General features: G+C 38.8%; 21 protein-coding genes. 5 read left to right on the top strand and 16 right to left on the bottom strand.

Features of this window, described 5'->3' with window-relative positions; translation table 11 throughout:
• The first annotated feature begins 114 nt into the window (after window positions 1–114).
• Window positions 115–2940 carry an excinuclease ABC subunit UvrA gene (gene uvrA, locus I6F44_RS00205; protein ID WP_121954967.1) on the top strand — a complete coding sequence of 942 codons (2826 nt, stop codon included), beginning with the start codon at window positions 115–117 and terminating at the stop codon, window positions 2938–2940.
• A gap of 163 nt (window positions 2941–3103) precedes the next feature.
• Here the strand turns inward: uvrA and trpS are convergent, their stop codons facing one another.
• From trpS to rpe, 3 genes are read right to left on the bottom strand one after another with little or no spacing between them, the layout of a single operon-like run.
• A complete protein-coding gene (gene trpS, locus I6F44_RS00200; RefSeq protein WP_024589884.1) occupies window positions 3104–4108 on the bottom strand; it encodes a tryptophan--tRNA ligase in 1005 nt (334 codons plus the stop codon).
• A gap of 32 nt (window positions 4109–4140) precedes the next feature.
• A complete protein-coding gene (locus I6F44_RS00195; protein ID WP_024594436.1) occupies window positions 4141–4806 on the bottom strand; it encodes a phosphoglycolate phosphatase in 666 nt (221 codons plus the stop codon).
• Window positions 4806–5489 (bottom strand): ribulose-phosphate 3-epimerase, encoded by a 684-nt coding sequence (rpe, locus tag I6F44_RS00190; protein ID WP_121955548.1) that lies wholly within the window; start codon window positions 5487–5489, stop codon window positions 4806–4808. Before rpe ends, I6F44_RS00195 begins: the two co-directional genes overlap by 1 nt.
• Window positions 5490–5650: 161 nt before the next feature.
• Between rpe and I6F44_RS00185 the strand changes: the two genes are divergently transcribed.
• Window positions 5651–5953, top strand: a complete 303-nt coding sequence (locus I6F44_RS00185) for a hypothetical protein (protein WP_197173081.1) — start codon at window positions 5651–5653, stop codon at window positions 5951–5953.
• A gap of 3 nt (window positions 5954–5956) precedes the next feature.
• The gene (locus I6F44_RS00180) at window positions 5957–6142 is read left to right on the top strand and encodes a DUF2970 domain-containing protein (protein WP_121955549.1); all 186 of its coding nucleotides are present in this window, start codon (window positions 5957–5959) and stop codon (window positions 6140–6142) included.
• On the opposite strand, the gene I6F44_RS00175 is transcribed toward I6F44_RS00180, so the two are convergent.
• The 9 genes from I6F44_RS00175 to I6F44_RS00135 all read right to left on the bottom strand — a co-directional run bounded on the left by I6F44_RS00175 (window position 6099) and on the right by I6F44_RS00135 (window position 15017).
• Window positions 6099–6956 carry a Dam family site-specific DNA-(adenine-N6)-methyltransferase gene (locus I6F44_RS00175; RefSeq protein ID WP_024589888.1) on the bottom strand — a complete coding sequence of 286 codons (858 nt, stop codon included), beginning with the start codon at window positions 6954–6956 and terminating at the stop codon, window positions 6099–6101. The two genes, I6F44_RS00180 and I6F44_RS00175, sit on opposite strands and share 44 nt — an antisense overlap.
• 53 nt (window positions 6957–7009) lie before the next feature.
• Window positions 7010–8353, bottom strand: coding sequence for an AAA family ATPase (locus I6F44_RS00170; RefSeq protein ID WP_024594435.1), 1344 nt, complete (start codon window positions 8351–8353; stop codon window positions 7010–7012).
• Window positions 8354–9424, bottom strand: a complete 1071-nt coding sequence (gene aroB, locus I6F44_RS00165; protein WP_010553793.1) for a 3-dehydroquinate synthase — start codon at window positions 9422–9424, stop codon at window positions 8354–8356.
• A 27-nt stretch (window positions 9425–9451) separates the two neighbouring features.
• Window positions 9452–9970: a shikimate kinase AroK gene (gene aroK, locus I6F44_RS00160; protein WP_004589350.1), complete on the bottom strand. Its 519-nt coding sequence runs from the start codon at window positions 9968–9970 to the stop codon at window positions 9452–9454.
• A gap of 184 nt (window positions 9971–10154) precedes the next feature.
• On the bottom strand, window positions 10155–12260 hold the full coding sequence (locus I6F44_RS00155) for a type IV pilus secretin PilQ (RefSeq protein WP_101217493.1): 2106 nt from the start codon (window positions 12258–12260) through the stop codon (window positions 10155–10157).
• On the bottom strand, window positions 12247–12786 hold the full coding sequence (locus I6F44_RS00150) for a pilus assembly protein PilP (protein ID WP_007586272.1): 540 nt from the start codon (window positions 12784–12786) through the stop codon (window positions 12247–12249). The genes I6F44_RS00155 and I6F44_RS00150 overlap by 14 nt, the downstream gene beginning before the upstream one ends.
• The gene (locus I6F44_RS00145) at window positions 12783–13388 is read right to left on the bottom strand and encodes a type 4a pilus biogenesis protein PilO (RefSeq protein ID WP_121955550.1); all 606 of its coding nucleotides are present in this window, start codon (window positions 13386–13388) and stop codon (window positions 12783–12785) included. Before I6F44_RS00145 ends, I6F44_RS00150 begins: the two co-directional genes overlap by 4 nt.
• Complete coding sequence (locus tag I6F44_RS00140; RefSeq protein ID WP_121955551.1) at window positions 13378–13950, bottom strand: PilN domain-containing protein; 573 nt, start codon at window positions 13948–13950, stop codon at window positions 13378–13380. Before I6F44_RS00140 ends, I6F44_RS00145 begins: the two co-directional genes overlap by 11 nt.
• A complete protein-coding gene (locus I6F44_RS00135; RefSeq protein ID WP_197173080.1) occupies window positions 13938–15017 on the bottom strand; it encodes a pilus assembly protein PilM in 1080 nt (359 codons plus the stop codon). The genes I6F44_RS00140 and I6F44_RS00135 overlap by 13 nt, the downstream gene beginning before the upstream one ends.
• A 130-nt stretch (window positions 15018–15147) precedes the next feature.
• Between I6F44_RS00135 and I6F44_RS00130 the strand changes: the two genes are divergently transcribed.
• On the top strand, window positions 15148–17640 hold the full coding sequence (locus I6F44_RS00130) for a penicillin-binding protein 1A (protein ID WP_197173079.1): 2493 nt from the start codon (window positions 15148–15150) through the stop codon (window positions 17638–17640).
• 64 nt (window positions 17641–17704) lie between these two features.
• On the opposite strand, the gene metL is transcribed toward I6F44_RS00130, so the two are convergent.
• Window positions 17705–20050 (bottom strand): bifunctional aspartate kinase/homoserine dehydrogenase II, encoded by a 2346-nt coding sequence (metL, locus tag I6F44_RS00125; RefSeq protein WP_121954135.1) that lies wholly within the window; start codon window positions 20048–20050, stop codon window positions 17705–17707.
• A gap of 5 nt (window positions 20051–20055) precedes the next feature.
• Window positions 20056–21303, bottom strand: a complete 1248-nt coding sequence (gene metB / locus I6F44_RS00120; protein WP_197173078.1) for a cystathionine gamma-synthase — start codon at window positions 21301–21303, stop codon at window positions 20056–20058.
• A 289-nt stretch (window positions 21304–21592) separates the two neighbouring features.
• On the opposite strand from metB, the gene metJ reads away from it, so the two are divergent.
• Complete coding sequence (metJ, locus tag I6F44_RS00115) at window positions 21593–21913, top strand: met regulon transcriptional regulator MetJ (protein WP_007586263.1); 321 nt, start codon at window positions 21593–21595, stop codon at window positions 21911–21913.
• Window positions 21914–21996: 83 nt separating this feature from the next.
• Here the strand turns inward: metJ and I6F44_RS00110 are convergent, their stop codons facing one another.
• Both I6F44_RS00110 and rpmE read right to left on the bottom strand, forming a co-directional pair.
• On the bottom strand, window positions 21997–23238 hold the full coding sequence (locus I6F44_RS00110) for a malic enzyme-like NAD(P)-binding protein (protein ID WP_007582028.1): 1242 nt from the start codon (window positions 23236–23238) through the stop codon (window positions 21997–21999).
• A gap of 688 nt (window positions 23239–23926) precedes the next feature.
• The gene (rpmE, locus tag I6F44_RS00105) at window positions 23927–24142 is read right to left on the bottom strand and encodes a 50S ribosomal protein L31 (RefSeq protein WP_007582029.1); all 216 of its coding nucleotides are present in this window, start codon (window positions 24140–24142) and stop codon (window positions 23927–23929) included.
• Window positions 24143–24146 lie beyond the last annotated feature (4 nt).

Raw genomic sequence — 24146 nt, 5'->3', positions numbered from 1 at the left:
TAAGCTTGGCAATAATTAATCGCCTATAAGTAAGGATTTTTCATTGATCAAGGATTAATATTGCTTCGTATTATGCGATACTGAGTAAATAATTTTGGTAATAAACGAGATAGCATGGAAAACATTGAAGTCCGAGGCGCCCGTACGCATAATTTAAAAGACATCAGCCTAACCATCCCACGTGATAAATTAATAGTTATTACTGGTCTATCTGGTTCGGGGAAGTCATCACTTGCATTTGATACACTTTATGCAGAAGGACAACGCCGGTATGTTGAATCACTTTCTGCGTATGCAAGACAATTTTTATCGCTTATGGAAAAGCCTGATGTAGATCACATCGAAGGCCTCTCTCCTGCAATTTCTATTGAGCAAAAGTCAACGTCTCATAACCCGCGTTCAACTGTGGGTACTATTACCGAAATTTACGATTATTTACGACTTATGTTTGCCCGCGTTGGCGAACCACGATGCCCTACACATGATTTACCACTTGCTGCGCAGACAGTTAGTCAAATGGTAGATACTGTTTTGGCACTGCCTGAAGGCAGTAAATTAATGCTGCTTGCGCCAATAGTAAAAGAGCGTAAAGGTGAGCATGTTAAGTTATTAGAGCAGCTATCAAGCCAAGGTTATATTCGCGCCCGTATAGACGGTGAAGTATGTGACTTGTCTGATCCACCAACACTTGAGCTTCATAAAAAACATACAATAGAAGTTGTTGTAGACAGATTTAAAGTAAAAGATGGCTTACAACAACGCTTAGCAGAATCGTTTGAAACCGCGCTTGAAATGTCTAATGGCGTTGCACATGTAGCATACATGGATGATAGCAGCGCTGAAGAAATTCTATTCTCAGCAAACTTTGCCTGCCCTACTTGTGGCTATGCAATGACTGAGCTAGAACCGCGTTTGTTTTCGTTTAATAACCCTGCTGGTGCGTGCCAAACCTGTGATGGTTTAGGTATACGTCAATATTTTGATCCTAATCGCGTAGTGCATAACCCAGAGTTAAGCCTTGCTGGCGGTGCAATTAAAGGCTGGGATAAACGCAGCTTTTATTACTATCAAATGCTACAAGCTGTTGCTGAGCATTATAGTTTTGATTTAGATGTGCCTTATCAAGATTTAGACAGCGACTCGAAAAAAATTATTTTAGATGGCTCTGGTAGCACTAAAATTGCGTTTAATTACCGTAACGACCGTGGCGATTTAATTACGCGTAATCATGAGTTTGAAGGCGTGTTAAACAACATGAATCGCCGCTACCGCGAGACCGAGTCAAACTCAGTACGCGAAGAGCTTGCTAAATACCAAACAAGCCAAGCATGTCCTAGCTGTAATGGCTCGCGTTTACGCGAAGAATCTCGAAATGTATTTATTGGAAAAACCAACTTACCTGCAATCACGTGCATGAGTATTGGTGAAGCTATGGAATTTTTTGAAGGGTTAACGCTAACCGGACAAAAAGGCCAAATAGCTGAAAAAATATTAAAAGAAATTCGCGACCGTTTATCGTTTTTAATTAACGTTGGCCTAAATTACTTATCACTTGAGCGCAGCGCCGACACACTATCAGGTGGTGAAGCTCAGCGTATTCGCTTAGCAAGCCAAATTGGTGCAGGCCTTGTAGGTGTAATGTACGTACTAGATGAGCCATCTATTGGGCTGCATCAACGCGATAACGACCGTTTATTACAAACACTGGTCCATTTGCGCGACTTAGGTAACACCGTTATTGTGGTAGAGCACGATGAAGATGCTATTCGTGCCGCTGACCATATTATTGATATTGGCCCAGGCGCGGGTGTTCATGGTGGGCATATTATTGCTCAAGGAACACGCGACGATATTTTAGCAAGCAAAGAGTCTGTTACGGGCCAGTTTTTATCTGGCGTACGTAGAATAGAAATACCAAAAGAACGTCACCCAACAAACGACAAATGGCTAGAGCTATTTGGCGCAACGGGTAATAATCTTAAAAATGTGGATTTAAAAATCCCATTTGGTTTAATGACCTGTGTGACAGGTGTATCGGGCTCAGGTAAATCAACGCTAATAAACGACACTTTGTTTAAACTTGCTCATACAGAGCTAAATGGCGCAACCACTGCCGAAGCTGCTCCATATAAATCAATTAGCGGTTTAGATCATTTTGATAAAGTGATCGATATTGATCAAAGCCCGATTGGTCGTACTCCGCGTTCAAATCCGGCAACCTACACAGGTATATTTACCGGCATTCGTGAGTTATTTGCAGGTACACAAGAAGCGCGCTCACGTGGCTACAAAGTAGGTCGCTTTAGCTTTAACGTTAAAGGCGGACGCTGTGAAGCTTGCCAAGGTGACGGCTTAATTAAAGTTGAAATGCACTTTTTACCTGATGTGTATGTACCGTGTGATGTATGTAAGAGTAAACGCTATAACCGCGAAACCCTCGAAGTACAATACAAAGGTAAAAACATACACCAAGTGCTTGAGATGACTGTTGAAGACGCTCATGATTACTTTGATAAAATACCGGCTATTGCCCGTAAGCTTAAAACGCTGATGGACGTTGGTTTGTCGTACGTGCGTTTAGGTCAAGCCGCTACTACTCTCTCTGGTGGTGAGGCGCAACGTGTAAAATTAGCGCGCGAGCTATCAAAGCGTGATACTGGTAAAACGCTCTACATATTAGATGAGCCAACAACAGGCTTACACTTTGCTGATATTGAACAGCTGCTTGTTGTACTTCATCGTCTGCGCGATCACGGCAATACAATTGTTGTTATTGAGCACAACCTCGATGTAATTAAAACAGCAGATTGGGTTATCGATTTAGGACCTGAAGGCGGAGCTGGCGGTGGTGAAATACTCATTGCAGGCACGCCAGAAGAAGTAGCTGAATGTGAGCGTTCACATACTGGGCATTACCTAAAACCTCTATTAAGTAAATAGAGGTTTTGCTTACCCACCATAAGGAAAGTCGGTGTTAAGTACTTTAGAGTTATAAAGTGGCGGGCAAATAAGCTTCTATATAAAATATAACTCAATTAATCAGTATTATATAAAAAATGCCGCTTAGTAAAGCGGCATATTTGTTTTTAAATTTATTTATAATTTAACCGCGAGGAATAAAACCAAGCGCATCGTATACCGATTTCAATGTTTTCTCAGCACGTACACTTGCTTTTTCAGCACCTGATTTCATTATGCTATTAAGTAGGTTTTGATCTTCTCTGATCTCTTTAAAGCGAGCTTGAATTGGCTCAATCATGTTTACAACTGCATCTGCTGTATCTTTCTTTAAATGGCCATACATTTTATCTTCATACTCAGGAACTAGGTCTTCTATTGAGCGCTTAGTTGCAACACTCAATAAAGTAAGCAAGTTTGATACGCCAGGCTTTTCTGTGCGATCAAAATAGATGCGCGCTTGCTCATCTGAATCTGTTACTGCTTTTTTAAGCTTTTTCACAATTTGTTTAGGCTCATCTAATAACATGATGTAACCATTTGGGTTTTCGTCAGACTTAGACATCTTTTTAAGTGGGTCTTGCAAGCTCATTACGCGTGCACCAAACTCAGGAATGTACGGCTCTGGTAATTTAAATACGTCGCCGTATAAATTATTAAAGCGTGTGGCTATATCGCGAGTCAGCTCTAAGTGTTGCTTTTGATCTTCACCAACGGGTACTTGATCAGCTTGGTATAATAAAATATCCGCAGCTTGCAATACCGGATATGAAAATAAGCCCACGTTTACGTTATTTGCATGCTTAGATGACTTGTCTTTAAACTGAGTCATTCGATTAAGCTCACCCATTTGCGCGTAACAATTTAATACCCACGCTAACTGTGCGTGCTCAGGTACTTGTGACTGTACAAATAAAGCAGATTTTTCAGGATCAATGCCACATGCCGCGTAAAGAGCAATACCATCCAACACTCGAGAGCGCAGTAATTCAGGCTCTTGGCGAACCGTAATAGCGTGTAAGTCTACTAACATAAAGAAACTTTCGTGGTCTTCCTGTAACTTTAGCCACTGGTTAATAGCGCCAACATAGTTGCCTATTGTCATACCACCGGTTGGCTGAATGCCGCTTAAAACTACTGGTTTACTCATGATTTTCCTTTATTTTGCTTAATTAATAATATTTAACGCTGCGTTAGAACAGGTATTATATCTAAGAAGTGATCGCATAGGTACTGTGGATTATAATCCTTAAGATTTTCACCTTGGTTATAGCCATAACTAAGTGCAATTACGTCTATATTAGCGGCTTTAGCTGCAAGTATATCGTTTTTAGAATCCCCTATCATTATTGCTTTATTAGGCTCTGCATTTAGTTTTTTGCAGGCAAATAGCAATGGCTCTGGCGATGGTTTTTTTGCCATATCGTCACCGCATACAATCACATCAAAATGACTCGTTAGTGCCAGTTTATCAAGTAGTTTTTCTGTAAATACTCGAGACTTATTAGTGATTAGTGCTTTAGACATACCACGAAGTGCTGCAAGCCCGGTTTCTACATGTTGGTACAAAACACTATACTCACCAACTTGTTGTTCATAGTGCTTATAAAACTGTAATATTGCTTTACTACTAAGTGACTCATCTAGATGCTCACTCACTTGCATATCACCACTCAAAGCGCGTTTAACGAGGACTTCAACCCCATTACCGACCCAGCTTTCGACCAAGCGTTGGCTAACAATAGGAAAAGCGAGATCACTCAAGGTTAGGTTAATAGCAATATACAAGTCGTAAACGCTATCAACTAAGGTACCATCTAAATCAAATAAGGCTATATCGTATTTCATTACTTAACACTTCCAAGCTGCTCACGCATTTGATCAATCACAACTTTGTAATCTGGTTGGTTAAAAATAGCTGAGCCTGCAACAAACATATCAGCACCCGCTTGTGCTGCTGCTGCAATGTTATCGACTTTAATGCCACCATCAACCTCTAAGCGAATATCTCGACCCGATTCAATAATGCGTTGCTTAGCTTGGCGTAATTTTTCAAGCGTATGAGGGATAAAGCTTTGCCCGCCAAAACCTGGGTTAACCGACATAAGTAAAATGGTATCTAGCTTATCAATAACATGATCTAAATAACTTAAGCTTGTAGCAGGGTTAAACACTAAGCCTGCTTTACAGCCGCGATCTTTTATTAACTGTATTGTACGATCGACGTGCTCACTGGCTTCTGGATGAAAAGTAATAATTGATGCGCCAGCCTCTGCAAACAATGGAATAAGACTATCTACAGGCTTAACCATTAAATGTACGTCGATAGGTGCTGTAATGCCGTAATCTCTGAGTGCTTTACACACCATAGGACCAATTGTGAGATTAGGTACATAGTGATTATCCATTACATCAAAGTGAACCACGTCAGCGCCCGCTTCGAGTACTTTATCAACATCTTCGCCTAGTTTTGCAAAATCAGCAGACAAGATAGAAGGGGCTATTAAATATTTTTGCTCTGGGTTAAACATGATTAACTCCATCAATAAATAGTGTATTGCGTTAATGTAACTTAATTGAAGATGTTACCCAAGTAATATGGCGTAATAGCCCCTATTTCAGGTAACTTTAAGTTTGATATTTAATCAATATTTGCTATGATTAAAAAAGTAACAAATTATTGGATTTCATCATGCGTGCTTTTAAAACTGGGATATTAATTGCGTCGGCATTACTGCTTATCGGGGCGTTTAGCTTTGATTCAAGCTCTGAGCAAGAATTAAGCTCAGTGGGTAATTGTCATAATACACAAGTGGTAAGTGCTCAAAACACATTAACTACAATCACGTGTATTAAAGCTGAAGAAGAGTCATCGTGGTTTTCGTGGTTAGCTGGCGATAGCCGTAGTGCTCAGTTTCATTACCTCGATTTACTAGAGCTACTTACTAGCTCTGATGATTCTAAAAACACTCCATCTTTAAAACCTTTATTTTAAATAATGCTGCAATTTTTTAGTGCGTTGCAAAGTGTGCTAGCAGCATTTTTTGGTGTTCAATCTGAAAATAAACGCCAAGTCGATTTTAAACAACACTCTCCTGTCTCTATCATCCTAATTGCGGTTGTTCTATTTATTACTTTTGTTATCGCAATTTACGCAGTGGTTGCTTGGGTGCTAAATACATAGCCATCAACTCGTCAACTTTATTTCTAGAGCCACCTTTGGGGCTAATAGTGCGCTTTACTTGAATTTGGTCAAGTGATGCTTGGCTATAAATTTTTCGAGTCCATACGGTATCGTGATTAGAGATAAGCACTGGTGTATCATTTTCAAAGGCAGCCTTCTCAGCCAGATTAGCCAAATTAGCCTGATCATCTAAATTAAACCCCCCTTTAGCGTAAGACGTAAAAGAAGCGGTTTTACTTAATGGTACATAAGGTGGGTCGCAATAAATAACTGCATTGTTAGGCACTAACTTAAAAACGTCATCGTAATCTAAACAGGTAAAGGTTGCTTTTTGTGCTTTTTCAGCAAAAAAATACATTTCTTTTTCAGGAAAGTAAGGCTTTTTATATTTACCAAAAGGCACATTAAAAATACCTTTTAAATTATACCTACAGAGTCCGTTGTAACCATGGCGGTTCATGTATAAAAACAATATTGAACGTTCATATACATCACGACTTTGATTAAACTGCACACGATATTCGTAATAAGCATCTGCGTGATTATTCAAATCTACAAATAACTTTTTAGCGTCACTAATCAGCTCATCTGGAGAGCTTTTCAGCTCTTTGTATAAGTTAATTAAGTCTGCATTTATATCGTTGAGAATATAGTGTTTAAAGTCACTATTTAAAAACACAGAGCCTGCACCAACAAAAGGTTCAACCAACGTATCAGCATGCTTGCTAGCTTGGTTTAATCGCGCATTAATATTTTCAACTAGGCTGTATTTTCCGCCGGCCCATTTAAGGAAGGCTCTACTCTTTTGCTGCATTGGCTCTTTACTTCAATCTGGTGTTGCGCGATTTTACACTAAAGCAGTGTGTTTTACTGATCAACGAGTGCTATTTCTTGCTTTATTTTACTAATTTTTTTATAGAAAGGTTTATTTTTTCTAACCTCAGCAGATAAAGTATCCATTGCTGATTTTGCTTCGTTTATACTTTCAAAACTGCCAAATGTAACAACCCACCATATTTTATTATTTCGCTTTGTTTGGTAAGTATGAGTTTGCTGCTGTAGATTGAATTGAGCAATAAAATTATCGCTAACTTCCTGCTGAGTTACGGCTAATAATTGAATAACACTATTTGTATCTATTTGCTGCATGTACCATATATTATCTTGGCTGATCTGAGTTTGCTCTGCTGTATTTACTTTTAGAGCTTCAGATTTAACGTCACTTGATACACTGCTTTTATTATTAGTACTATCATCAACATCATTGTCTAATACGTTAACTGTGTTGCCAGGTTCGGTAAGGCTTTGCATTATGGCAGGCACATCATTAATGTGTACACGCTCTGCCTTAATATCTGGCTCAACTACTTCAAGTTCATTTAAGTTAATTATTGAGTCATTTTTCTTTATAGCCGGCTCACTTACTTGCTCTATAGATATTGCTGTATTTACTACTTGTGTTTCTTCTTGCTGATAATACTGTTGCCACCACTGCGTCATATCCGACTTATAAAGCAGACCAATAATTAAAAGCATAATCAGCAACATCAAAATCAATAAGTGTAATCGCCAAGACACTTTGTCTTTAACAATAATATCGGCTATGTGCTCACTAGGTTGCCAAGCAAGCAATAAACTGGGATTACCATGAGCCTCAGCTAAAAAAGTACTAAATACAGGGTCTTCATCATAGGGTAAGTCTGTAAAGTACCACTGCAATAACATCTTGCTTTCTCGAAGCGTTAGCGGCTCCAGATAAATTTCAACAGCGTTATTTAAAGCCAGTTTAGACTGTGAAGCTATTATAATATATAGCGTATTTGGGCTATTTTTAGAAAGTAACTCAAGCTCAATTAACATCTCATCAGATAATTGCCTACCGCCATCAAGTACCCATAAACATGGCCCGCATGGTTGCTGCTGCAGTAATTGGTAATAGTTTTCAGGTAAACTTAAGTTATGATCAATCAGGGGAGAGTTAAAGCTTTGCTCTAATAACTCACTCATTAGCTGAGCATCAGTCATTTGTGCACTTACTTGCACGAAGGCTTTATTAAAGTCGTTGTATTTATCTGTAATGAAGGTTTCGAGCATATAACTTTTACCTAGCCCAGAAGTGCCAAGTAAAACAATTAAATTTTGCCCGTACTCAAATTGCAGTGCGATTCTATCCACCAAAGCCGCACGGCTTGGTAAAATTTGTGACTGCATTTACTGCTCGATTAAGTCTCTAACTTGATCATCAGATACATTATCAACTAATGCACACTGGCCAAATTGGGTAGGTAGAATAAAGCGGATAGTGCCTTTTTTATTCTTTTTGTCTTTACGCATATGCGTTAAAAACTGCTCGCTAGTCATTTGCTTTGGAATTTCTGTTGGTAAATTATATAGCTCAAGCAGCTTAATAATTCGATCAACTTCATCTGCGCTTAAATCTTGGCGTGTCTTGGCAAGTTTAGCTGCTAATACCATTCCTGTTGCAACAGCTTCGCCGTGTAACCAAACGCCATAACCCATCTGTGCCTCAATTGCATGGGCAAATGTATGGCCTAAGTTTAACAAAGCTCGTAAGCCATGTTCTTTTTCATCTTGAGCAACTATAAGCGCTTTTATTTCACAACATCTAAAAATGATATGCTGTAAGCATGCTTCATCTAGTTGCTGTAAATTAGTCACATTTCGCTCTAAATAGGCAAATAATTCGGTATCGTAAATCAGACCATACTTAATTACCTCAGCCATACCTGCTGCAAACTCTCGTGCAGGTAGAGTGTGTAATGTTTGCGTATCAATAAAAACCGCTTGAGGCTGATAAAATGCCCCTATCATATTTTTACCTAACGGATGATTTACTGCCGTTTTTCCACCTACCGATGAATCAACCTGTGAAAGCACTGTCGTTGGTATTTGAATAAACGGTACGCCGCGCTGATAACAAGCCGCTACAAAACCAGTTAGGTCACCTACAACACCGCCACCTAACGCAATTAAACACGTATCTCGGCCACAGTTATTTTGTAGTAAAAATGCTGATATTTTTTCAAACCATTCCAGTGATTTATATTGCTCACCGTCAGGAATAATAAAAGATAGCGGATTTAGATCAGCTAATGAATCAAGTAACCTTTGCAAATATAAAGGCGCTATTGTGTCATTAGTAATGATGATAGGCCGACAATCACCAATGTGGTGAACCAGGCGGCCATTATCTTGAAGTGCAGATTGCCCAATATAAATAGGATAACTTCGCTCGTCCAAATTAACAGTTAATTTAAGCATGCTTGGCTATTCCTTTATTATTGGTTTTTAAAAATCTAATTTCTCGATGATTTGGTTAGCAACAACTTTAGCGCTTTGCTCATCGGTACGTACAACAAAATCAGCAACTTCTTTGTATAGTGGCTCGCGTTCTTCTGCTAAGCGCTCTAGTACGTTACGAGGTGCTTCTTCAGTTTGCAGTAATGGGCGACGCTTGTCGCGTTGCGTGCGTGCAACTTGCTTCTCTATAGGTGTCTCTAGGTATACAACGATACCTCGAGCCGAAAGCTTGTTTCGAACTTCTTTGCTCATTACTGAACCACCACCGGTAGCAAGTACAATACCTTGCATCTCGGTTAAATCGCCAATAACAGACTCTTCTCGAAGTCTAAAGCCTTCTTCACCTTCAAGATCGAATACCCATGCAATATCTGCACCTGTGCGGCGTTCGATTTCTTGATCAGAATCAACAAATTCAAGGTGTAATTGGTCAGCGATGTGACGACCAATCGTGCTTTTGCCAGCCCCCATGGGGCCAACTAGAAATATATTACGTTTCTCAGCCATATCTTTTAGTACAAACAAACTCTAAAATTTGAAATAAAACCCCGCCTAACGACCTGGCCCCAAAATTAAGGAGGGGATTATCTCAGTAATTGCGGGGGTATTTCAAGTCAATTAGCATAAAAAGCCATATAACGAGCAATTAATCTAAATAATCACCCGTTGGTTAACATAAAACCACTGTATTTTAATCAATTTGTATTTTTGGTGTCACAAAAATAAGTAATTCACGCTTTTCATTAAACTCACTTGTGGTTTTAAATAGTCTTCCTACGTAAGGAATGTCACCTAAAATTGGCACTTTACTCGTAGTATTAATGATCTGCTGCTGGAAAATACCACCGAGTACTACGGTTTGTCCATTCTCAACTAACACTTGAGTTTGAATCTCTTGGGTATCAATAGACACTGCTTCACCTGTTCCAGTTTGTACAGTGTCACCACGTGTGTCTTGAGTAATAATTAAGTCTAGAATTACTTTATTATCAGGTGTGATATGAGGTGTTACTTCTAAGCTTAGTACCGCTTTTTTAAAGCTTACAGTAGTAGCACCACTTGAAGCTGACTCAGTGTAAGGGATTTCAGTACCTTGCTCTATTCGCGCTTTTTGCTGATTAGCCGCTATGATACGCGGACTAGCAATAATTTCGCCTTTATTCTCTTCTTCAAGAGCACTTAGCTCTAAATCAATTAATGTACCGTTAGCCAACTTTGCTATGTGCAAACCAATACTGGCCGCAGGATTAGAAATTGGTAAATTTACATTTAATCGATCTGAAATACTTGGCGCATTTGAAGTTGATGTCGCGTTATAAATACCTTCTGCGCCTTCAAGGGAGCCAGAAATACCAACACTACTACCTTGATCACTAAACCCCCAGCGTACGCCTAAGTCTTCAGTAACGTTATCGCGCACAGTTACCATTCGAGATTCGATTACAACCTGCTGTACCGGAATATCGAGTGTTTCTATCATCCGGCGAATGTTTTCTATACTCTTTACAGTATCTTTTACCAATAAAGTATTTGTACGCTGATCAACCGATACACTACCGCGGGCAGTTATAATACTGTTCCTATCTGTTTTTAATAAGTCAGCAAAATTTTCGGCTTTAGCATAGTTTAATCGAATGTATTCACTATAGAGTGGTTCTAAATCTTCAACTTGCTGTTTAGCTTTTAAATCTTTAGCTTCACGTGCCGCAAGCTCCTCTGCAGGCGCTACCATTAAAATAGAGCCATCCATGCGTTTGTCTAGCCCTTTAATACGCAATACTACGTCAAGCGCTTGATCCCACGGTACGCCATCTAAGCGCAGTGTTATATTACCTGTCACTGAATCACTGGTTACTAAGTTAAAATCGTTATAACCCGCAATAATTTGTAGTGCTGCTCGCACAGAGATATCTTGAAAATTTAAGGTCATAGGGCGACCTTGATACTCAACGCCACCATCTAAATAGGCGTTTTGCGTTTCATCTTTTTCTACCGTCAGCGTTAAAATATTATCTATTTGCTGGTACGTAAATGTAAACTGGGCGTTTGGCTCAATAACGACACGACTTAATCCGTCTTCTTTAAAAGTCTCGATATTACTTACAACAGTACCAAAATCTAATACATCTAATTCATAAAGTAGGTCATCTAAAATATCGGTGTGATGAAAGTCAGCGTAAATTTTACCGCCACTTTCATGGACTTCAATTGCAGCTTGAGTGTCTTGTAAAAATACGAGTACTTTCGCTTCGCCCTTTTCACCACGTCTAAAATCAATTGATTGGATACGGTTGATGTAATTTCCACTTACATCACCTGAGTCCATCGCTACATCTTCATTTTCAGATTCTGTAAGAGGATTATCAGACACGCGTATTGATACTAAGTTGTTATGAACTTCAGTTTCATAAATTTTTAATCTATCTAAGTTTACCGTTACCTTTAAACCACTGTTAGTTAAAACATTAGTAACGCTGCTAATTCCAGCTTGATTAACTTCAACATCATTTAAACCAACCTCTAACTCTGCGGTATCAAAAAACATTTCGATTCGGGCTGGGCTATTAAACACCTGAACTTTTGGCTCAAGCGTTAACTCTTCATCAAAAACAAGCTGTAACTCAGTTTCGCCTTTAAGTAATGGATTATAACGAACATCATAAAGTAACGGCCCTGCAACGGCTGAATTTACAGTGACTAAAGCAACAGCAGCCAGTAATGTTCGTGAAATACGATGAAGCCAAAGTACATCCTTATGCATGCTATTTTTACCTTTTTTATTATTAATTTGCGCCATCTGTTGCCGCCTCTAACATTTCTAATTTAGTCAAGCGCTCTTTCCAACAGCCAGACCCATCAGGGATTAATTCCACTAACTCTATATAGTCGTTACTTACTGTTTTTACCTTGCCATCATAACTACCAAGGTAATTCCCTACCGTTACACGATGCAAAGTAGCGTCAGCTGCTGTTATTAATGCCCATATTTGTCCACTAGAACCAATTGTGCCTTTCATTGCTAAGTTATCTAGCGGGTATTTTTCTAACGGTTCGCGGCGACGCTCTTGATCTGGGTGCAAACAGTTTTTTACTTGCGTTAATTTATTTTGGATTATCTCAGGCTGAGGCGCTACAAACGGGCTACGTAGCTGACCAGCACTGTACTCAAATATTTCAAACTTTGTCAGCTCAGGAATTGATTCAACCTTTGGTGTTGTGCTTGCTTTTACCTGATCAATAAATTCTTTTTGCTCAGACGTATCATCATTACAACCACTCAAAACAAACACCATTACTACAGGTACTACGCGAAGGAGCTTCATTTTTTAACTCCTTCTTCATAACGATATGTTTTTGCAACAACACTAAATGTTAACTGTTTATCGCCCGATGATAAAATAGAAAAGTCATGTAAGCTTACAATTCGTGGTAACTGAGCTACTTTACCCACAAACTCTCCAAATTCATGGTAGGTCCCTATCACTTCTATTTTAATCGGTAATTCAGTATAAAATTCTTTCTCGACTTCTGGTAACCAACCTATTTTTAAAAAAGTCAAACCACTTGTTGTACCAACATACGACAAATCATCAAGTAAACCAGGGGTTTCGTTAGAGGTAGGTAAACGTTTTAATAATTGTGAAAACTTACCTTCCATTTCAATCATTTGTTGACGATAAACATCTATTCTACTAGCGACTGCGTATTTAGTACGATAAGTTGTGCGTAACTCGACCTCTTTCGCAACTGCACTGTGGTAACTATCAATTTCATCAGAAACTAACAGGCTATAACTAAAAAACAATACAAGTCCGGCAACAAACGTACAGCAAATTGCTTTAACTGCAATAGGCCAATCGCCAATGTTATCGAGCTCTATTTCATTCCAATCAATTTCACTCAGTGCTTTAAAATCAAGGCGCATCGCTAACCTCACCAATTTTATCAAATGGTTTTACATAAAATTCCATATTAAAATCACTAAGTAAACGCGAAGATTGATCGCCTGCAACAATGCCTTGCATTGAAGGATTCTCTAGTAAATATGAGCTTTGTACTTGGCGCAGCATTGTTGATAAACGGTTATTAGACTCACTGCGTCCCAATACATGTATTTGGCTGCCTCTGCGCTCGAGTTTTGTTAAATAGACCCCACCCGGCACTATTTTGGCAACTTCATCCATTATTTGCGTACCCAAATTACGGCTGCTTTGTAATTCTTCAATGAGCCTCATACGCTGTTGTAAGTTTTCTTTTCTTTTATCTAAACTTCTAATTTCACTTATTTTTTTATCTAGCATGCTAATTTCTGAGCTTAAATAGTTATTCTTTAAGTTTTGACCGTCTTTTAATGCACTATAAAAAGAGCTTAATAAGTACATACTCGCAAAACAAAGTATGACGACACCAATAAGTATAGTTACAAATTTCTTTTTCGATTCTTCGCGCTGCGATTCACGCCAAGGAAGTAGATTTATATGTGGCATGTTGAAAAGCTCCTTAATGCCAACCCTGTCGCAATTGCAAACTGCGTTTTGTGACGCTGCATTACATTACGATCTACTTTTGGAGAAATTTCCATATTTTCAAAAGGCTCAGCAACGACAGAGTGAATACCTAGTTCTTCAATGAGTAATCGGTCAATACCTTTAATCATCGATGTACCACCCGTTAATACAATATAGTCGATTTGCTCTTTGCCACTGGTTGTTAAAAACATTTGCACCGCGCGTCGCACCTGTTGAAGTAACGAGGTTTGAAAAGGGGCTAATACTTCAAAGGTGTAGTTTGGCGGTAAATCACCTGATGTTTTACCAATTTCAGCTTCATCAAATCCTTTATTATAATAAGCAACAATACTATTTGTATATTGGTCGCCACCAAAAACTTGGTCTCGTGTATAAATTGTTTCCCCAGCTTGAACAATGCTCACGAGCATTAAAACCGCACCAATATCAACCACAGCCACACATTTATTAAATGCGTCGCTAGGTAATTGTTGGTAATACACATCCATTGCACGACTTAATGCATAGCTTTCTACATCAACTATTTTAGCTTCTAAATTTGCAGCTTCTAAAGCGCCAACACGCGCTTCTACACTCTCAGTACGAGCAGCTGAAAGCAAAACATTCATTTTACTAGGATCGGCCTCATTCGTCGAAAGCTTCTCAAAGTCGAGGCTCACTTCATCAAGAGGATATGGAATTAAACTATCGGCTTCAATTTCAATTTGCGACTCAAGTTCAGCATCAGTTAACGATACATCCATGAAGATCACTTTTGTAATGACTGTTTGGCCAGAAACAGCCACTGCTGCAGATTTTAACGACTTTGGTAATTTTTTTCTTAATTTTGTAATTACGTTACCAATCGCTTCAATATCTTGAATTGTGCGCTCACTCATTGCACCTTTTGGCATCGGCTCAATTGCAAGTGCTTCGAGTCGAAATCCAGTTTCAATTTCACGTAAAAGCACAGCCTTAATAGAGTGTGATCCAATATCAATTCCTACCATCATTTGGGACGGTTTTTGAAATAGTTGACTTAGCATGTTTCAACTTGGCCTTTGTTTTAATAATAAACAAGTTATAATTTTTATATGAAAAAATATTATTCATTTTTTAATCAATATATACTAGCAGTCAAAACTCGCAATTGGGAGTCCATTTAGGGAAATATAAGTGATTTTATTAAAACGAACTTTACAATTTTTTATCATTTGTGTGTTAATTGGTCTGATTACTTTGATCAGTCTTTATTACTACGTTAAACCTGATATCCCCAGTGTGCAAGTTTTAAAAGACGTGCAATTACAAACTCCTATGCAAGTATTCACTAAAGATGGGCTTTTAATCAATCAATTTGGTGAAAAACGTCGTATTCCAGTGACTATTGATGAAATTCCTCAAACACTCATTAATGCATTTTTAGCGACAGAAGATAATCGATTTTACGATCATATAGGCATAGACCCTATTGGTATAGTACGTTCGGCTGTTGTTCTTATATCTACTGGCGAGAAAAAACAAGGTGCAAGTACTATTACTATGCAGCTTGCTCGTAATTTCTTTTTAACACGCGAAAAAGCGTATATCCGTAAAGTTAAAGAAATATTTATAGCGCTTCATATTGAAGGAGTGTTAACAAAAGACGAAATTTTAGAGCTTTACCTTAATAAAATAGAATTAGGTAATCGTGCTTTCGGTATTGGTGCAGCAGCGCAAGTTTATTACGGTAAAGAGCTAAAAGATTTAACACTTGCGCAAATGGCGATGATTGCAGGTTTACCTAAAGCACCTTCAGCTTTAAACCCAATTCGTAACCCAACGCGTGCAAAAGCACGCCGAAATGTAGTTTTAGGCCGTTTACTGACCGAAGACTATATAACACAAGAGCAATATAGCGAAGCAACTAGCCAACCTATTACAGCTTATTTTCACGGTGCAGAAATAAACTTATACGCACCGTATATCTCTGAAATGGTGCGCGCTGAAATGGTTTCGCGCTATGGGGTAGATAAAGCCTACAACTCTGGTTTTAAAATTTTTACCTCAGTAGAGTCAAAGGTTCAAAAAGCAGCGCAAAACGCACTTGTAAATAACTTACACAGTTACGATATGCGTCATGGTTTTAGAGGTCCAACTGATGTTTTATGGAATCCTGAAACACAACCAGCTTTAACTGAGCAACAAATACTCAATAAATTACAGAGCGTAAATGAGTTAGGCACTTTAAAAGTTGCAGCAGTACTCAGTGTTAATAATAAAACAGCTACAGTACTACTTAAAAACGGTGAGCAAACAACTCTCAGTTGGGATAGTTTAAAATGGGCGCGTAAGTATATTACTCGCTACCGCCAAAGCTTTGCTCCAAAAGCAGCTACTGATATTTTAACGCCAGGTATGCAAATATGGGTACGTCAAAACGAAGATAACAGCTACTTATTAAGCCAAATACCAGAAGCATCAAGCGCTATTGTATCCCTCGATCCACAAGACGGTAGAATAAAAGCTATTGTAGGGGGTTACAGCTTTGAGCAAAGTCAATACAACCGAGCGATACAAGCTAAGCGTCAAGTGGGTTCTAATATAAAACCTTTTATATATTCAGCAGCACTTGAAAAAGGTTACACGCTTGCGTCTATATTAAATGATGCACCTATAAACCAGTGGGATAAGAGCCAAGGCGTAGCATGGCGCCCTAAAAACAGCCCTGCTGTTTACAATGGTCCTATTCGAATTCGCCGTGCTTTAGCACAGTCTAAAAACGTTATTTCGGTGCGCTTACTACGTGGTGTTGGATTGCAACGTACAGCTGATCACTTACTAAAATTTGGTTTTAAAGACGCTGACATTAATCGTAGTGAATCATTAGCACTTGGTAGTGCTTCTATTACTCCGCTTGAACTTGCAAGAGGCATGAGCACATTTGCCAACGGTGGTCACTTAATTGAACCTTACTTTATCTCAGAAATTCAAGATGCTTACGGCAATGTATTGTTTAAAGCAAACCCTGCTCTTGCCTGTGACGAAGAGCCTTTGCCAACACACAATGTACTCTCGATGCATAATAGTGATGATGAAATGGAGCAAACGAAAAAATGTGCGCCGAGAATTATTTCTAAGCAAAATGCATTTTTAATTGCTGATGCTATGAATAGTGCAATTTGGGGGGGTGGTAGCTGGGCTCATAAAACAGGTTGGAGTGGAACCGGTTGGCGAGCACAAGCGCTAGATCGTCGCGATATTTCAGGTAAAACAGGCACAACTAATGACTCAGTAGATACCTGGTTTAGCGGTTTTAATAGTAATGTGATGACCTCAGTTTGGGTTGGCTTTGATAATCCGGGCAACGCTCTTGGTCGCTCTACATATAATAACAACCTAGATAGCAGCCAAATATCAGGTGCGGAATCTGGCGCTAAAACCGCGCAGCCAGCATGGGTTGAATTTATGAAAGCGGCACTTGAAGGCAAGCCTGAAGCCCCAATTGAGCCGCCTGAGGGACTTGTTTCTATTCGTATTGATTTAGCTACAGGCTTACTTAGCCATAAAAATGACTACACAAGTCGATTTGAATATTTTGAAAAAGGCACCGCACCTACAAAGTATGTGCTATCTCAGCCTAACGATATATTTGAAGAAGACACTAAAACAGAAGAAGAGCTATTTTAGTAATATGTATGTAATACAAAAACGGCAGCTTATTTAAGCTGCCGTTTTTGTTTAAACCAAAGGTTTATTTTAAGTTTTGAACAAGCCAATATAAATCAGAGTGCACACCCGCAGCGGTCACTTCTCTACCCGCTCCAGGCCCCTGAATCACTAATGCGTTATCGCTATACCATTTGCTATTAATTACAAAAATATTATCGCCAGGTGTAAGGTTTGCTAACGCATCGCCATTAGGCACATACGCTATTCCCACTTTAGCAATTACTTCACCTTGTGTGATTTCTAACAAGCCCGTATATCTAAGTACTAAATTTTTAGACTTTGCTGTCACTGCATGCTCTTCGATGAACGCGTCTAGCTGTGCTTTTTTATTTAAAAAGTCATCCCAACTTCCCAGCGCAAGTTCATCTGGCATCAATGCCGATAAACCAATATCGTCAAGTTCAAGCTCAACACCTAGCTCTCGAGCTAAAATAAGTAGCTTACGCTGCATATCTCGCCCAGATAAATCTTCGCGAGGGTCTGGCTCTGTGAATCCCATTTTCTGAGCTTCCAGTAGCAACTCAGAAAATGGCCTTGTTCCATCATATTTACTGCATAACCACGAAAGCGTGCCTGAGAAAACACCTTCTATACGTGTTATTTTATCGCCACTATTTTGCAAATCAGCCAAAGCAAAGTTAATAGGTAAGCCAGCGCCTACACTGGTGTTATATCGCCAATGTAAATTACGTTCTGTAATATTACTACGAAGTGCTTTATACCAAGTAGTCGGTGCTGTTCCAGCGTATTTATTAGCACTAATTAAATGACAGTTTCTATCTACAAAGTCTGGATATAACAAGCTAAATTGTTCACTTGCGGTAATATCAATTACAATTTTATGCTCGTAATCGAGCTCATTTATAGCATTCAGTAAATCTGCAGATTGATAGCTATTTGCCTCATGCTGCCATTGAGTTTTCCATTGCTGTGTATTAATACCACTTGCATTAAACAGCATTTTTTTAGAGCGAATTAGACCGACTAATTTAATACTAAAGTCATCCGATAAACGCTCAAATTGTGCCGATAACTGTTTAATAAAAGCGTCGCCAACGTTACCAAGCCCCGCAACTATAATTGCGATTTCTTGGCCTTTATTAATTAACTTATCGTGTAAGGCACTTTGTATATCACTATCTATAAATTGATCGGTAAGCAATAAAGCATAGCCAGTATCTTGATGGACAAAACGAGGTTTTATGCTGTGGATTTTTAATAAATCTAATGCTTGTAAGCTTAATGTATTAACGTCTTGCTCAGGCGCTACAATTGCACAACCGTTTAAATTTGACTCACTAATATTTGCCCTACCCGCAAAATAATTAATAACCAGATAAGTTTGTGCTGCAGGTACTACTAAATACACTTCACCATTATGGTTAAAGTGATGAAGGCTATGCTGAATAAGCTGACTAACGCTTGAGACCTCACCTTCACTTAATCCTTCAACCATTAATAGGTCAACATTTTGCAACGTGGTTATAAAACGTTTTTTCTTCGCTGAACCTTCTTTTACTATATCTGTTGGACTTGCTTGTACGTCAAAACTACTGCGAACAGCTAACTTAATATCTGTGTTTTTAAGTGGCGATAGTGTTTTTGCATGTAATACAGGGTTACCCAAACGAGCTAATAAATTAGCCTGCCCACGGCAAATTTTGCCGTACTTAATCGCTTTTTGTACCTTGCGAGGATCAGTGCTATACACTCCCTGTGTATCAGTCCAAATACATACTTGCTTAGCATTGCAATAATTTGCAAGTAGTGTTGCGCTGTAGTCACTGCCATTTCGGCCAAGCGTTACTGTCTCGCCTTTGATATCTGCGGCAATAAACCCAGTAACAACATTTATTTTATTAGGCAAAATTAACTGCCCACATTGCTGCGCATTTTGCGCATGCATTAATTCGCCATCATTTAAGGTAAAAAGAGTACGTGCATCTTGAGCGCATGCCTCAATATTTAGCTGCTGTAAATAAGTAGCGAGTAAACGTGCTGACCACAGTTCGCCATGTGCAAGTAATGCAGCCTCTTTTAGCTGCTCAGCTTGAGCAAGTTCTGCAATATAGCTAAGTTCGATACTTAGTGTTTTAAGTGCACTTCGTTTTAAATCAGCTTCTAATAACTGCTCTATTAAATCACTTTGATGGTTATTTAACTGCAGTAAAATATCAGCTACTGCTTGAGTATCTTGTTTTTGATAGCTTTGCCAAAGTAATACTAGCGTATCGGTTGTCTTACCCGCAGCCGATACCACCACACAATCACCCGGCTGAGTATGTGTAATTATTATTTTTGCTACGCTTTGGTATCGCTCACTTGAGCTTAAACTCGAGCCACCAAATTTATGTATACAATTAACCATATTAATCACCAAAGCGCCGGACGAGCTGCACTTAATTTAACGTTACCACCAGGAGTGCCTGCTCCTTTGCCTACACGGCCAACATTTTTATTTTGCCCTGGTTTTACAAGTTCAAACACTCGTTCAAAATCAGCGACTAAATCGTGTATATCTTCAATACCTACCGAAATACGAATAAGCGTATCGCCCACACCCGCCTCTAAACGTGCTGTTGCCTCCATACCTGCGTGCGTCATAGTTGCAGGGTGACAAATTAAGCTCTCTACGCCACCTAATGACTCAGCTAAACTAAACGTTTTAAGGCTAGTTAAAAATGCCGCAGCGTCGTTTATATCGCCTTTAATATCAAAACTAACCATGCCACCAAAACCAAGTTGCTGTGCTTTAGCCAGCTCATGTTGAGGATGTGACTCAAGACCTGGGTAGTAAACTTGGCTTACATATTCAGAGCTTTCAAGGTACTTAGCTATTGCCAGTGCATTTTCTTGATGCTGCCTTAGGCGCACATTTAAAGTACGTAAACCACGAAGCGTTAAATAGCTATCAAAAGGCGCACCCGTAATACCAATGTTATTAGCCCACCAAGCAAGCTCATCGCCTAACTCTTGTGTTGCGGCAATAACAGCGCCGCCTACTACATCTGAGTGTCCGTTAATGTATTTAGTGGTTGAATGCACCACAATATCTACACAAAACTTAAGAGGATTTTGTAAAGCAGGCGACAAAAACGTGTTATCTGCAGCCACCAATGCACCGCATTGCTTAGCCACATCGGTAACCGCTTTAATATCTGTTAAACGAAGTACTGGGTTACTTGGGGTTTCTATCCAAATAAGCTTTGGTTTAATTACTAAAATTTGTTGAAGACTTTCTTCTTTTGTTAAATCTAATATTTCGAGCTTTAGTAGTCCGCGTTTTTGTAAAGATGTAAATAAACGATAGCTGCCACCATAACAATCATGTGGAATTACTAACGTATCGTCACTATTAAGTAGCTGAGTAGCTAAATGCACGGCAGCCATGCCTGTAGCTGTAATTATGCCACGAGCGCCACCTTCAAGCTTAGCAAGCGTCTCAGCTAAAATATCACGATTAGGATTACCGCTACGACCATAATCATACTCACGCTTAGTATCAAAGTCGGCAAACGAATAAGTAGTCGATAAATAAATTGGCGGTACCACCGCACCATGATGTTTATCAGCATCAACGCCGTTACGTACAGCAATGGTCGCTTTGTTTTTTTCGCTCATATTCGTCACCTGATTAATTTGGATGTTTAGACGTCTAAAAGAGTAAGTTATCCGTTTTGATAAGTCAAAGTATTTTAAAGCTCTAGATGGCTAAAAGTAGAAGGGGCCTTTGCGAATAACACATTTTAGCTCACAAAAGTGTGCTTATCTTTACACCTACAATAGGCTTATTAAGATAGATCGGTATCTATTATTTGACTATCTTTTTTAAATCGATAGAATTTCACGCATATTTACACGCTTTTTATACCGTGTGAGAAATTAATAATCTGAGGCAACGATACATCTTATGGCTAAATGGAATGGTGAGTATATTCACCCATACGCAGAACACGGTAAAAAATCAGAGCAAGTTAAAAAGATCACCGTTTCGATCCCGCTAAATGTATTAAAGGTATTAACTGACGAACGTACACGTCGTCAAATCAATAACCTTCGCCATGCTACAAATAGTGAATTGCTATGTGAGGCATTTTTGCATGCTTTTACTGGCCAACCTTTACCAAATGACGATGACTTACGTAAAGATAACGCCGAAAAAGTGCCAGAAGAAGTTAAAAAAATAATGCAAGAAATGGGTCTAGAAGTACCCGTTTTAAACGAAGAATAAATATTACAAAGACAAAAAAAACCTCAGTAATTACTGAGGTTTTTTTATATCTAAATTTTATTGCATAGCTCTACTGTATAGATTTACTGCATATAGTTTTCAGGTAGCTCAATTTGTGCAACACCTGACTCAATAGCAGCAAGTGCAACAGCTCTTGCTATACGCGGCAGTAAACGTGGATCCATTGGTTTTGGAATAATATACTGCGCACCAAATTCTAGTTTATCTACACCAGCGGCTTTTAAAACTTCTGCAGGTACTGGCTCTTTGGCAATACTTCGAATAGCATCTACTGCAGCAATTTTCATTTCATCGTTAATAGCGCTTGCACGTACATCAAGTGCACCACGGAAAATAAACGGGAAACATAAAACATTATTAACTTGGTTAGGGTAATCAGAGCGTCCTGTTGCCATGATTAAATCGTTGCGTGCGCCGTGCGCAAGTGCAGGATCAATCTCAGGATCTGGATTTGAACATGCAAACACAACTGGTTTTGCAGCCATTAGCTTTAAATCTTCAGCCGCTAATAAGTTAGGGCCAGAAACACCCACAAATACATCTGCATCTGCAATTACATCTTGCAATGTACGCTTATCGGTATTGTTAGCAAAAAGCTGTTTATATTCATTTAAGTCATCGCGGCGGGTATGAATAACACCTTTGCGGTCAAGCATATAAATGTGTTCACGCAGTGCACCACACTTAATTAACAGCTCCATACACGCAACAGCGGCAGCGCCTGCACCTAAACATACAATAATTGCATCTTCAATTGACTTACCTTGTACTTCTAGCGCATTTAACATACCAGCAGCCGTTACAATGGCAGTACCGTGTTGATCGTCATGAAAAACAGGAATGCTACAACGCTCTATTAATGCTTTTTCTATTTCAAAACACTCTGGTGCTTTAATATCTTCAAGGTTAATACCACCGAATGTGTCGGCAATATTGGCAACCGTATTAATAAAGTCTTCTGTTGTTTTGTGCTTAACTTCAATATCGATAGAATCAAGCCCTGCAAAACGTTTAAACAATAACGCTTTACCTTCCATTACGGGCTTAGACGCTAAAGGACCTAAATTACCAAGGCCTAGAATTGCAGTACCATTAGTAATAACCGCAACCATGTTACCTTTACCAGTATATTTATAAGCATTTGCAGGATCTGCAGCTATTTCACGTACAGGTTCGGCAACACCTGGGCTATACGCAAGTGCAAGATCATGAGCCGTTTCAGCTGGTTTTGTAAGCTCAATGCTAATTTTACCTGGTACGGGATGTGAGTGGTAATGTAGTGCTTGTTCACGAAAGTCAGACATAACGCGATGGTATCCTGCAATTTAAGTTAAAGTGAGAGATGGAGTCTTGGGGTACGATACCCTTATTATTTTTAAATTCCAAGCAATATCAGGTCTATCCTGTTATATGCTATATCCTTTAATTTTAAGAGGTTTTTCAGTAACTTTGCAGGATTATATCGACATTTAATAAATAAAAATTCACCTAAAAAGTAAGTTTTAAGGTGCTTTTATGTCTATCAAAATCTTATAAAACGTATACTTAAAGTATCAGCATAAACTTAGAATAACAGCCTACTACCTTACTTTAAAAACAGATAAGCCCACGTTAGCTACTTTTATCAACCTAGTTAAAAATTGTACTATTTAAAATATAGAGAATATCTATCGATTTGTCTGTAAAGGATTATGCATACTCAGAATAAGAATAGGAAATAGTTATGCAAAAGGAGGGGATAGTTAAAATCAACGAAATAATACCAATCTGCTTATATATGGGGTCTATTTAAAGTTAAGAAAATTACGCTAGAACTAGGCAAAAATTTTTGTATCTAGTTGTTCTAAATAAAAAATTTTTAACGACGTTATAGTGCAATTTAATTCGTTAAATTGCTTAAAGATTTATGTAGGTTAGTTTAAGATAATAAATAACAAATTTTAGGCACAAAAAAAGCACCCTAAGGTGCTTTTTTTAACTAAACAGCAATAATTACTTCTTGCTGGCAAGTGCACCGAAGCGCTTGTTGAAGCGATCAACACGTCCGCCAGTGTCTAAAACTTTTTGCTTACCAGTGTAAAACGGGTGACACGCAGAACATACGTCTAAGTGAATGTCTTTACAAAGAGTTGAGCTAGTTTCGAATTTATTTCCACATGAACATGTTGCAGAAATTACTTCGTACTTAGGGTGAATACCTTCTTTCATAGGA

It is taken from the genome of Pseudoalteromonas sp. NZS11_1 (assembly GCF_015864275.1).
In the GTDB taxonomy this organism is placed as follows: domain Bacteria; phylum Pseudomonadota; class Gammaproteobacteria; order Enterobacterales; family Alteromonadaceae; genus Pseudoalteromonas; species Pseudoalteromonas arctica.
The sequence above is the reverse complement of the archived record's forward strand: the minus strand, read 5'-3'. Positions and strand labels throughout refer to the sequence as shown.

Coding starts and splice junctions, on each gene's coding strand:
- metJ (WP_007586263.1), top strand. CDS start 21,593: ATGGCTAAATGGAATGGTGAGTATATTCACCCATACGCAGAACACGGT.
- rpe (WP_121955548.1), bottom strand. CDS start 5,489: ATGTTTAACCCAGAGCAAAAATATTTAATAGCCCCTTCTATCTTGTCT.
- rpmE (WP_007582029.1), bottom strand. CDS start 24,142: ATGAAAGAAGGTATTCACCCTAAGTACGAAGTAATTTCTGCAACATGT.
- I6F44_RS00135 (WP_197173080.1), bottom strand. CDS start 15,017: ATGCTAAGTCAACTATTTCAAAAACCGTCCCAAATGATGGTAGGAATT.
- metL (WP_121954135.1), bottom strand. CDS start 20,050: ATGGTTAATTGTATACATAAATTTGGTGGCTCGAGTTTAAGCTCAAGT.
- I6F44_RS00155 (WP_101217493.1), bottom strand. CDS start 12,260: ATGGCGCAAATTAATAATAAAAAAGGTAAAAATAGCATGCATAAGGAT.
- I6F44_RS00140 (WP_121955551.1), bottom strand. CDS start 13,950: ATGCCACATATAAATCTACTTCCTTGGCGTGAATCGCAGCGCGAAGAA.
- trpS (WP_024589884.1), bottom strand. CDS start 4,108: ATGAGTAAACCAGTAGTTTTAAGCGGCATTCAGCCAACCGGTGGTATG.
- I6F44_RS00170 (WP_024594435.1), bottom strand. CDS start 8,353: ATGCAGTCACAAATTTTACCAAGCCGTGCGGCTTTGGTGGATAGAATC.
- I6F44_RS00150 (WP_007586272.1), bottom strand. CDS start 12,786: ATGAAGCTCCTTCGCGTAGTACCTGTAGTAATGGTGTTTGTTTTGAGT.
- I6F44_RS00195 (WP_024594436.1), bottom strand. CDS start 4,806: ATGAAATACGATATAGCCTTATTTGATTTAGATGGTACCTTAGTTGAT.
- I6F44_RS00185 (WP_197173081.1), top strand. CDS start 5,651: ATGCGTGCTTTTAAAACTGGGATATTAATTGCGTCGGCATTACTGCTT.
- I6F44_RS00175 (WP_024589888.1), bottom strand. CDS start 6,956: ATGCAGCAAAAGAGTAGAGCCTTCCTTAAATGGGCCGGCGGAAAATAC.
- I6F44_RS00145 (WP_121955550.1), bottom strand. CDS start 13,388: ATGCGCCTTGATTTTAAAGCACTGAGTGAAATTGATTGGAATGAAATA.
- aroK (WP_004589350.1), bottom strand. CDS start 9,970: ATGGCTGAGAAACGTAATATATTTCTAGTTGGCCCCATGGGGGCTGGC.
- metB (WP_197173078.1), bottom strand. CDS start 21,303: ATGAGCGAAAAAAACAAAGCGACCATTGCTGTACGTAACGGCGTTGAT.
- I6F44_RS00110 (WP_007582028.1), bottom strand. CDS start 23,238: ATGTCTGACTTTCGTGAACAAGCACTACATTACCACTCACATCCCGTA.
- aroB (WP_010553793.1), bottom strand. CDS start 9,424: ATGCTTAAATTAACTGTTAATTTGGACGAGCGAAGTTATCCTATTTAT.
- uvrA (WP_121954967.1), top strand. CDS start 115: ATGGAAAACATTGAAGTCCGAGGCGCCCGTACGCATAATTTAAAAGAC.
- I6F44_RS00180 (WP_121955549.1), top strand. CDS start 5,957: ATGCTGCAATTTTTTAGTGCGTTGCAAAGTGTGCTAGCAGCATTTTTT.